Annotated in this window: 8 protein-coding genes; 5 read left to right on the top strand and 3 right to left on the bottom strand. The window is 73.5% G+C overall.

The window, feature by feature from the left end:
• The first annotated feature begins 472 nt into the window (after window positions 1-472).
• Together ACLWS4_RS32735 and ptsP are read left to right on the top strand one after the other, a co-directional pair.
• The gene (locus tag ACLWS4_RS32735; protein WP_049657699.1) at window positions 473-922 is read left to right on the top strand and encodes a PTS sugar transporter subunit IIA; all 450 of its coding nucleotides are present in this window, start codon (window positions 473-475) and stop codon (window positions 920-922) included.
• Window positions 923-1,019: 97 nt separating this feature from the next.
• Entirely contained in the window at window positions 1,020-2,690 is a 1,671-nt protein-coding gene (gene ptsP, locus ACLWS4_RS32730; protein ID WP_049657698.1) for a phosphoenolpyruvate--protein phosphotransferase, read from the top strand.
• 83 nt (window positions 2,691-2,773) lie between these two features.
• Here the strand turns inward: ptsP and ACLWS4_RS32725 are convergent, their stop codons facing one another.
• The 3 genes from ACLWS4_RS32725 to ACLWS4_RS32715 form a co-directional block, all read right to left on the bottom strand.
• Window positions 2,774-4,792 carry an acetoacetate--CoA ligase gene (locus ACLWS4_RS32725; RefSeq protein ID WP_416876030.1) on the bottom strand — a complete coding sequence of 673 codons (2,019 nt, stop codon included), beginning with the start codon at window positions 4,790-4,792 and terminating at the stop codon, window positions 2,774-2,776.
• 118 nt (window positions 4,793-4,910) lie between these two features.
• Window positions 4,911-5,477 (bottom strand): NUDIX domain-containing protein, encoded by a 567-nt coding sequence (locus ACLWS4_RS32720; RefSeq protein WP_380780089.1) that lies wholly within the window; start codon window positions 5,475-5,477, stop codon window positions 4,911-4,913.
• A 51-nt stretch (window positions 5,478-5,528) separates the two neighbouring features.
• Window positions 5,529-6,461, bottom strand: a complete 933-nt coding sequence (locus tag ACLWS4_RS32715) for an NUDIX hydrolase (protein ID WP_380744535.1) — start codon at window positions 6,459-6,461, stop codon at window positions 5,529-5,531.
• 215 nt (window positions 6,462-6,676) lie between these two features.
• Between ACLWS4_RS32715 and mmuM the strand changes: the two genes are divergently transcribed.
• The 3 genes from mmuM (at window position 6,677) to ACLWS4_RS32700 (ending at window position 9,645) form a co-directional block, all read left to right on the top strand.
• A complete protein-coding gene (mmuM, locus tag ACLWS4_RS32710) occupies window positions 6,677-7,621 on the top strand; it encodes a homocysteine S-methyltransferase (RefSeq protein ID WP_074006349.1) in 945 nt (314 codons plus the stop codon).
• A 216-nt stretch (window positions 7,622-7,837) separates the two neighbouring features.
• Window positions 7,838-8,602 carry an IclR family transcriptional regulator gene (locus tag ACLWS4_RS32705; protein ID WP_049657378.1) on the top strand — a complete coding sequence of 255 codons (765 nt, stop codon included), beginning with the start codon at window positions 7,838-7,840 and terminating at the stop codon, window positions 8,600-8,602.
• Window positions 8,603-8,925: 323 nt separating this feature from the next.
• Window positions 8,926-9,645, top strand: a complete 720-nt coding sequence (locus tag ACLWS4_RS32700) for an MIP/aquaporin family protein (protein WP_234348595.1) — start codon at window positions 8,926-8,928, stop codon at window positions 9,643-9,645.
• The last annotated feature ends 4 nt before the right edge of the window (window positions 9,646-9,649 follow it).

Genomic DNA, 9,649 nt, shown 5'->3' with positions numbered 1-9,649 from the left:
TCTCAAGGAACGGACGCTTCCTTCGGACCGCCTTCCAGCGGACCCTCCGGGCTTCGTTCTTTCGTGTTTCCAGCTTACCAGATGCTTTCCGTTCCGTTTACCGGGGGTTTTTGCATCTGAAATCTGGCGTTAACCGCCGAGTTGCGGCGACTCGCCCAACCATAGCGGGTCGGCAGCCGGAGCGCGAACCGGGGCGCACCCGGGGTCGCTCGGACGGCGGCATGATTTGTTGCTCTCGCGAGCATATACAGCAATGGTCTCGATTCGCCAAGATGCCTGTAGAGTGCGGCGCATCGGCCAGAGGACTAGACCACTAGCGGGCCGGTGAGTCGCCGGCCGGCTAGGTAGGCAAGGGCGGGGTCTTCGCCCGGGAATGTCAGCAGTTGTCCGAAGTTGACATGAATTAGGCTTCAGTTGATCGTCGCGCCGCTCCTCGCGGCCGCTCGCTGTACTGCACTTGGGAGGCACAACCATGACCACTGTGACGTCGCCGCTGACCGGCAAGATCGTGGGGCTCGCGGGCGTGCCCGACCCGGTGTTCTCGGGTGCGATGGTCGGCCCGGGCACCGCGGTCGACCCCGTTCGCGAGCAGACCACGGCGGTCGCTCCGGTGGACGGTGTCGTCGTCTCCATGCACCCGCACGCGTTCGTCGTCGTGGACGCCGAGGGCCACGGTGTGCTGACCCACCTCGGGATCGACACCGTTCAGCTCAACGGCGAGGGCTTCGAACTGCTCGTCAACAAGGGCGACACGGTGACCCGTGGTCAGGCCGTCATCAAGTGGGACCCGGCCGCCGTCGAGGCCGCCGGCAAGTCGCCGATCTCGCCGATCGTGGCGCTGGAGGCCACCGCCGACTCGCTCGGCGACCTGCGGGAGGACGGCGAGGCCAAGGCCGGCGAGCAGCTGTTCAGCTGGAGCTGACCCCTTCCTTCCGACACCCGCCCCGGACGAGATGACGGGGCGGCCCCCACACACAGCGGTTCCCGGCGGGGCCGCTCATCTCAGCGGAGACAGTGACATGGAGAAGACGCTGCGCGGCGTGGGCGTGAGCCACGGGGTCGCGATCGGCCAGGTGCGGCACATGGGGACGGCGGTGCTGGAGCCCCCGGCCACCCAGATCCCGACCGAGGACGCCCCGCGCGAGCAGGCCCGCGCCCAGGCCGCCGTCGAGGCGGTCGCCGCCGACCTCGTCGCGCGCGGCAACCTCGCGGGCGGCGAGGCCCAGGCCGTGCTGGAGGCCCAGGCGCTGATGGCGCAGGACCCCGAGCTGATGGCCGACGTGTCCCGCCGGATCGCCGTCGGCAGCAGCGCCGAGCGCGGCGTCTACGACGCGTTCGCGGCCTACCGGGCGCTGCTCGCCTCCGCCGGGGAGTACCTGGCCGGGCGGGTCGCCGACCTGGACGACGTGCGCAACCGGATCGTGGCCCGGCTGCTCGGCGTGCCGATGCCGGGCGTGCCGGACAGCGACGAGCCGTACGTGCTGTTCGCGCGGGACCTGGCGCCGGCCGACACCGCGCTGCTCGACCCGACGCTGGTGCTCGGCTTCGTGACCGAGGAGGGCGGGCCGACCAGCCACAGCGCCATCCTGGCCCGGGCGATGGGCGTGCCGGCCGTCGTGGCGCTGCCCGGCGCGATCGAGGTCGCCGAGGGCACCGTCGTCGCGGTGGACGGCAGCTCCGGCGATGTCCTGCTGGAGCCGTCCCAGGAGAAGCAGGACGAGCTGCGGGCGGCCGCCGCCGCGCGCAAGGCCGCGCTGGCCGCCTCCTCCGGCCCGGGGCAGACCTCGGACGGTCACCGGGTGCCGCTGCTCGCCAACGTGGGCGGCCCGGCCGACGTGCCGGCCGCGCTGGAGAACGGCGCCGAGGGCGTCGGCCTGTTCCGCACCGAGTTCCTGTTCCTGGACGACTCGGCGAAGGCGCCCAGCGCCGAGAAGCAGGTCGAGGCGTACCGCAAGGTGCTGGAGGCCTTCCCCGAGGGCCGGGTCGTGGTCCGGGTGCTGGACGCCGGCGCGGACAAGCCGCTGGACTTCCTGACCCCGGCCGACGAGCCGAACCCGGCGCTGGGCGTGCGCGGTCTGCGCACCCTGCTCGAGCACCCCGAGGTGCTGCGGACCCAGCTCCGGTCGCTGGCCAAGGCGGCCGAGGGCCTGCCGGTGCACCTCGAGGTGATGGCCCCGATGGTGGCCGACCGCAAGGACGCCAAGGACTTCGCGGCCGCGTGCCGGGAGGCCGGGCTGGACGCCAAGTTCGGCGCGATGGTGGAGATCCCGTCGGCCGCGCTGCGCGCCAGGTCGATCCTCCAGGAGGTCGAGTTCCTGTCGCTGGGGACCAACGACCTCGCGCAGTACACCTTCGCGGCCGACCGTCAGGTCGGTGCGCTGGCCCGGCTCCAGGACCCGTGGCAGCCGGCCCTGCTGGACCTGGTCGCCGCGGCGGCCGACGCCGCGCGGGTGAGCGGCAAGAGCTGCGGGGTCTGCGGCGAGGCGGCCGCCGACCCGCTGCTGGCCGTGGTGCTGACCGGTCTGGGCGTCACCAGCCTGTCGATGGGCGCGGCCTCGATCCCCTACGTGCGGACCACGCTCGCCAAGTACACGCTGGCGCAGTGCCGCCGGGCGGCCGAGGCGGCCCGGGCCGCGGACAGCGCCGAGGAGGCGCGGGCCGCCGCGCAGCAGGTGCTCTCCGGCGAGTAGGGCGAGCAGCCGACGTAGCGACATGAGAAGGGGCGCTCCCACCAGGACGGTGGGGGCGCCCCTTTCGTGTGCCCCGGGGCCGGTCAGGCCTGGCGGTCGAGGCCGAGCCGCTCGAAGAAGCGCAGGTGCTCGATGCGGTCGACGGAGCCGGGGTTGACGGCCTGCTCCAGCGGGGTGCCGGAGAGGATGCGCTTGACCGGGACCTCGATCCGCTTGCCGGTGAGGGTGTGCGGGAGGCCGTCGACGGCGATGACCTCGTCGGGCACGTGGCGCGGGGAGAGCTCGGTGCGCAGCGAGGTGCGGATGCGGCCGATCAGGTCGTCGTTCAGCTCCGCACCGGGGGCGAGGACGACGAACAGCGGCATCCAGTAGCCGCCGTCGGGCTCCTCCAGGCCGATGACCAGGGACTCGGCGATCTCGGGGAGGCGCTCGACGACCTCGTAGATGTCCGAGGAGCCCATCCGGACGCCCTGGCGGTTGAGGGTGGAGTCGGAGCGGCCGTGGATGACGACGGTGCCCCGGGAGGTGACGGTGATCCAGTCGCCGTGGCGCCAGACGCCGGGGTACATGTCGAAGTAGCTGTCGTGGTAGCGGGTGCCCTCGGGGTCGTTCCAGAAGCCGGTGGGCATCGAGGGGATGGGCTTGGTGACGACGAGTTCGCCGACGGTGTCGGTGTGCGGGTGGCCCTGGACGTCCCAGGACTCGACGGCCGCGCCGAGGCAGGGGGCCTGGATCTCGCCGAGGTGCACCGGGAGGGTGGGGACGCCGCCGACGAAGCAGGAGCAGACGTCGGTGCCGCCGCTGACGGAGGCGAGCCAGACGTCCTCCTTGACCTCCTGGTAGATCCAGCGGAAGCCGTCCGGCGGGAGCGGGGAGCCGGTGGTGCCGATGCAGCGCACGGCGGACAGGTCGAGGTCGCGGCCGGGGTGGAGCTCGGCCTTGCGGCTGGCGATCACGTAGGCGGCGGAGGTTCCGAGGACGGTGGCGCCGGTGCGGGCGGCCACGGACCAGAGGGCGCCGGTGTCGGGGTGGCCCGGGCTGCCGTCGTAGGTGACGATCGTGGACCCGACGAGGAGGCCGGCCAGCAGGAAGTTCCACATCATCCAGCCGGTGGAGGTGTACCAGAGGAAGCGGTCCCGGGGGCCGAGGTCGAGGTGGAGGCCGGCCTGCTTGAGGTGTTCGAGCAGGATGCCGCCCTGGCTCTGGACGATGGCCTTGGGCAGGCCGGTGGTGCCGGAGGAGTAGAGGACCCAGAGCGGGTGGTCGAAGGGGACGGGCTCGAAGACCGGCTCCACGTCGTCGGCGACCAGGTCGTCCCAGTGCAGGGCGCCCTCGGCGGCGGGCGCGCCGAGCAGCGGGACGTGCACGACGGTGTGCAGGCTGGGGAGTTCGCGGCGCAGCTCGGCGACGACCTCGGTGCGGTCGTGGTCCTTGCCGCCGTAGTGGTAGCCGTCGATGGCGAAGAGGACGGCGGGCTCGATCTGCTGGAGGCGGTCGAGGACGCTGCGGGCGCCGAAGTCGGGGGCGCAGCTGGTCCAGACCGCGCCGACGGCGGCGGTGGCGAGCAGGGCGACGGCGGCCTGCGGGACGTTGGGCAGGTAGGCGCTGACCCGGTCGCCGGGGCCGATGCCGCGGGCGCGCAGGGCGGCGGCGAGCGAGCCGACCTGGCGGCGGAGCTCGGACCAGGTGAGGACGGCCGGCTGCTCGGTGGTCTCGTCGAGGTGGAGGATCGCGGGGCGGTCGGCGTTGGCCGGGTCGTCGGCGGCGCGCAGGGCGTGCTCGGCGTAGTTGAGGCGGGCGCCGGGGAACCAGCGGGCGCCGGGCATGGCGGCGTCGGCGAGGACGGCTTCGGGAGCCCGGGTGAAGCGGACGTCGAACCACTGGGTGATCGCGGTCCAGAACCGGTCGAGGTCCTCGGTGGACCAGGCCTGCAGGTCCGCGTAGCGCTCGGCGGCCTGCTGGTCGTCGGCGGCCGGGGCGAGCGGGGCGGCCGGGGCGCCGTGGTGTTCGGCGGCCCAGGCCTGGAAGGCCACCAGGGTGGTGGCGGCGGCGCGAGCGGGGTTGGGGCGCCAGAGCGGCTGGTCCTGCGGTGGGGTGCTCACGGTGGTGGTCTCCCGGCCGGTGGTGGGGACGGGAGCGCTCGTGGCAGACCCGTCCGGTTGGGCTGTCGGTGCAGACCATGCCATGTGATCGCCCGCCGCGCCAGGGTCGGCCGGTGGGTCAGCGGGGGGTGAACTCGCCGCTGAACCAGCGGCGCAGGACGCCGTTGTGGAAGTCCCAGACGAGCGGGGTTTCGGCGGTGGCGAGCAGCCAGCCGTCGGTCTCGTCGGTGGGGCGCGAGGGCGGGAGGTCGGCGAGCGGGCGGGCCGGGAGCAGTCCGCAGAGCATCACGAAGCGGCCGTCGGGGTCGGAGGCGGTGTGGATCAGGGTGACCTCCGCCGGGTCGGCGGTGATGCCGGTCTCCTCGTGCAGTTCGCGCACGCAGGCCTGCTGCCAGCTCTCGCCGTAGTCCATGTAGCCGCCGGGGAAGGCGAGTTCGCCGTAGCCGGGCTCGATGGTGCGGCGGATGACGACCAGGGCCGGGTCGGCGTCGGGGCGGGTGACGGGGAGGACGGTGATCGCGACGGGCAGCGGGTTGCGGTAGCTGATCTCGGCGCAGCCGGGGCAGGTACGCGGCCAGGCGCGGGTGTCGGCCGGGTAGGGCGTACCGCAGAAGTGGCAGTGCGAGAAGGGCCGGTGGGCGGTCTGCTGGGCCTCGTCGGTGGGCGTCGCTTCGTCAGTGGTCATGGCCGGATGGTAGCCCGCTCGGCCGACGGTGCCGCCGGGGGCCGCGGACCCTCAGTGGGAGCCCGCGTCGTCGGCCGTGCTGTCGGCCGCGTCGTCGTCGGCCGTGCCTTCGCGGGCGGGGCGGAGCAGCGCGGGGTGCAGCAGGCGGGCGTCGCCGGCGTGGTAGGTGCGGGCGCGGGGGCCGCCGCGGGCTCCGCCGCGCTCGGTGGTGGTGCCGGTGCTCTCGACGAAGCCGGGCACGGACAGCACCTTGCGGTGGAAGTTGCCGGGGTGGAGCTTCTCGTCCCAGACCGCCTCGTAGACGGCGCGGAGGTCGGGGATGGTGAAGTCGTACGGCAGGAAGGCGGTGGCCAGCGGGCTGTACTCGAGTTTGGCGCGCACCCGGTCGAGGCCGTCGGCGAGGATGCGGGCGTGGTCGAAGGCCAGCGTGAGCGGGCCGGGGCCGGTGCGCCCGTCGACGCCACCCCCGTGGGTGTCGGCGGGCACACCGGCGGTTCGGGACCGGCCGCAGGGCCGGAGGTCCAGGTCGGAGACGGGGTGCCAGGCGGCGGCCGCGGCGTCCGTTCCGGCCTGGGGGTCGGGCAGGTCTGGGGCGAAGGCGAGGTAGGCGACCGAGACGACGTGCATCCGCGGATCCCGCTCGGGGGTGCCGTAGGTGCCGAGCTGCTCCAGGTGGAGGCGGCAGAGCCTGGTCTCGGCCTCGGAGGCGCTCTGCAGGCCCGTCTCCTCGGCGAGCTCGCGGGCGGCGGCCTCGTCCAGGCCCTCTTCCCCTGCGCGCAGGAAGCCGCCGGGCAGCGCCCAGCAGCCCTGGTAGGGCGGGGCGCCGCGTTCGACGAGCAGGACGTGCAGGCCGCCGTGGCGCAAGGTCAGGGCGACCACGTCCACGGTGACGGCGACCGGGGTGTAGGCGCGCGGGTCGTACGCGGCGAGCCACTCCTCCTCGGCCCCGGGCCCGGTGGGGGGCGGCTGGTCGTCCGCTGCCATCGCCGGGCTCCTTTCCGTCGTCGCCGGTGCCACCGGGCCTGCCGTGCCGGTGCTGGATCGTCGTCCGAGGTCTGTTCCGACCGTTGTGATCAGGCCGTTCTTCTCGGGCTGAGCACAACGTAGCGAGTGCGTTCCCCGGCGGCAAATGGTTTTCCTGCCCGGCGGGGGCCTCCGCCTCTAGGCTGTGACCAGGAACTCTGCCCGAGGAGGCCGCCATGCCCACTGCTCCCCCGCCGGACTTCGCCGCCGCGCTGGCCGCCGGTCCGCTGGTGCTCGACGGAGGGATGTCGAACCAGTTGGCGGCGGCCGGGCACGACCTCTCGGACGGGCTCTGGTCGGCGCGGCTGCTGGCGGACGACCCGCAGGCGGTGGTGGCGGCGCACCGGGCGTACTTCGCGGCGGGCGCCGACGTCGCGATAACCGCGAGCTACCAGGCGAGTTTCGAGGGCTTCGCGCGCCGCGGGGTCGGCCGGGCGCAGGCCGCCCGGCTGCTGGCGAGCAGCGTGGAGCTGGCCCGGGAGGCGGCGCGCCCGGAGCCGGGCGGGCGGCGGCGCTGGGTGGCGGCCTCGGTGGGCCCGTACGGGGCGGTGCTGGCGGACGGCTCGGAGTACCGGGGCCGGTACGGGCTGGGCGTCGCGGAGCTGGCGGACTTCCACCGGCCGCGGCTGGAGGTGCTGGCGGCGGCCCGGCCGGACGTGCTGGCGCTGGAGACGGTGCCGGACGTGGACGAGGCGCGGGCGCTGCTGGGGCTGGTGCGCGGGCTTGGGGTGCCGGCCTGGCTGTCGTACAGCATCGAGGGCGACCGGACCAGGGCCGGACAGCCGCTGGCGGAGGCGTTCGCGCTGGCCGCCGACGTGGACGAGGTGGTCGCGGTGGGCGTCAACTGCTGCACGCCGCAGGACGCGGACCGGGCGGTGGCGGTGGCCGCCGAGGTGACCGGGAAGCCGGTGGTGGTCTACCCGAACAGCGGGGAGAGCTGGGACGCCGGCCGTCGGGGCTGGCGCGGCGAGCCGACCTTCCGCTCGGCCCGGGTGGGCGGCTGGCTCGCGGACGGCGCTCGGCTGGTGGGCGGCTGCTGCCGGGTCGGGACGGACGGGATCGCGGCGCTGGCGGCGGAGGTGACGGTGCTGCGGGCGCAGTGCGCGGAGGCGGTGGGCTGACCTCGCGGGCGGGGTGAGGCCCGGCGCGGGGCGGTGAGGACCGGCGCGGGGGCGCATGTGCACGCCCCGGCCCGGACCTGGGAGCACGGCAGGTGAACACGGGGTCGAGAGCGGGTTACCCGGGGGGAAGGTGCACGGAGTCAGGGCGGCCTGGCAGACTCGTCCCGTCACCACTGTGGTCGACAATGTCGACCGCCTGTCAGCGCGGAGGTTCCCATGCCCGGCCCGATCCAGTCGCTTTCCCGGGCCGCCGCGATCATGCGCCTGCTGGCCGGCGGCGAGCGCCGGCTCGGCCTGTCCGAGGTCTCGACGGCACTGGACCTGGCCAAGGGCACGGCGCACGGCATCCTGCGCACGCTGCAGCAGGAGGGGTTCGTCGAGCAGGACCCGGAGACCGGCAAGTACCAGCTGGGCGCCGAGCTGCTGCGGCTGGGCCAGAGCTACCTGGACGTGCACGAGCTGCGGGCGCGGGCGCTGGTGTGGGCGGACGACCTGGCCCGGGCGGCCGGGGAGACGGTCTACCTGGGCGTGCTGCACCAGCAGGGCGTGCTGATCGTGCACCACGTGTTCCGGCCGGACGACACCCGGCAAGTGCTGGAGGTGGGCTCCATGCAGCCGCTGCACAGCACCGCCCTGGGCAAGGTGCTGGTGTCCTACGACCCGGTCGCGCGCGGCGAGTTGGGCGACGGCCCGTACGAGTCGTACACCGTGCGCACGCTGACCGAGGCGGCCGACGTGGACGCCGAGTGCGCGCTGGTCCGGGAGCGCGGCTGGGCGGACTCGATCGAGGAGACCTGGGAGGGCGTGGCCTCGATCGGCGCGCTGATCCAGGACCGGCGGCGCAACCCGGTGGGCGCGGTCTGCATCAGCGGGGCGGTCGAGCGGGTCTGCGAGGACGGCTTCGTGAAGCCCTCGCTGGTGGCCTCGGTGCGCAGCGCGGCGCGGGCGATCTCCCGCGACCTGGGCGCCGGGCGGTTCTGAGCACATCCACGGGCGGCTCGCGGAGGGCCGTCGATTCGTCACGCTGAGGCGCGGACGGGCGGAGGCCTGTCCGCGCCTCTGGCGTTTTGTCCTGTTTCGGGGCGCTCCGCTCGGTAACGTCGACGGACCTGTCGGGGTCAGGGTCACAGCTCCGTAACCCTGCCTTGACGCGGGGGCGACCTGGGGAGGAAGCTTCCGCATGACGGTCGACATTGTCGAACGATGGCCGGAGAGATCACTCCCACAGTGCGCTCACCCGCACAACGATCGACCGGCCGCCTGCCCCCACCCACCCTCCGGGCCATATGGACAAGGGAGTCTTTGTGTCCGCGTTCTCCAACGGCGACGTCTTCGTCGGCGAAACCCTCGGCACCGCCGCCCTGATACTTCTCGGCGGTGGCGTCTGCGCCGCCGTGACCCTCAAGAAGTCGAAGGCCGTCAACGCCGGCTGGCTGGCGATCACCTTCGGCTGGGGATTCGCGGTCCTCATCGCCGCCTACATGTCGGCCCCGAAGTCCGGTGCCCACCTCAACCCGGCCGTCACCATCGCCCTCGCGGTCAAGAGCGGCGAGTGGAGCCAGGTGCCGCTCTACCTCGGCTCCCAGCTGCTCGGCGCGATCATCGGCGCCGTCCTGGTCTGGGCCACCTACCTGGGCCAGTTCAACGCGAACAAGGAGCCCACCCTCGGCATCTTCTCGACCGGCCCCGAGATCCGGAACCCGGTCCAGAACGTGATCACCGAGGTCATCGGCACCTTCGTGCTCTGCTTCGCGATCCTCACCATCGGCACCAACAGCGGCCTCTCCCAGTCCGGCACCGGCACCCTGATGGTCGCCTTCACCGTCGTCGGCATCGGCCTCTCGCTGGGCGGCCCGACCGGCTACGCGATCAACCCGGCCCGTGACCTCGGCCCGCGCATCGCGCACGCCCTGCTGCCGATCCCGAACAAGGGCGGCTCCGACTGGTCGTACGCCTGGATCCCGGTCGTCGGCCCGATCCTGGGCGGACTCGCGGCCGGCGGACTCTACAACGCCATCTTCTAAAGGA

The sequence above is a fragment of the Kitasatospora sp. SC0581 genome (assembly GCF_048159585.1).
Classification (GTDB): Bacteria; Actinomycetota; Actinomycetes; order Streptomycetales; family Streptomycetaceae; genus Kitasatospora.
The sequence above is the reverse complement of the archived record's forward strand: the minus strand, read 5'-3'. Positions and strand labels throughout refer to the sequence as shown.

Coding starts and splice junctions, on each gene's coding strand:
- ptsP (WP_049657698.1), top strand. CDS start 1,020: ATGGAGAAGACGCTGCGCGGCGTGGGCGTGAGCCACGGGGTCGCGATC.
- ACLWS4_RS32735 (WP_049657699.1), top strand. CDS start 473: ATGACCACTGTGACGTCGCCGCTGACCGGCAAGATCGTGGGGCTCGCG.
- ACLWS4_RS32720 (WP_380780089.1), bottom strand. CDS start 5,477: ATGACCACTGACGAAGCGACGCCCACCGACGAGGCCCAGCAGACCGCC.
- ACLWS4_RS32705 (WP_049657378.1), top strand. CDS start 7,838: ATGCCCGGCCCGATCCAGTCGCTTTCCCGGGCCGCCGCGATCATGCGC.
- ACLWS4_RS32715 (WP_380744535.1), bottom strand. CDS start 6,461: ATGGCAGCGGACGACCAGCCGCCCCCCACCGGGCCCGGGGCCGAGGAG.
- mmuM (WP_074006349.1), top strand. CDS start 6,677: ATGCCCACTGCTCCCCCGCCGGACTTCGCCGCCGCGCTGGCCGCCGGT.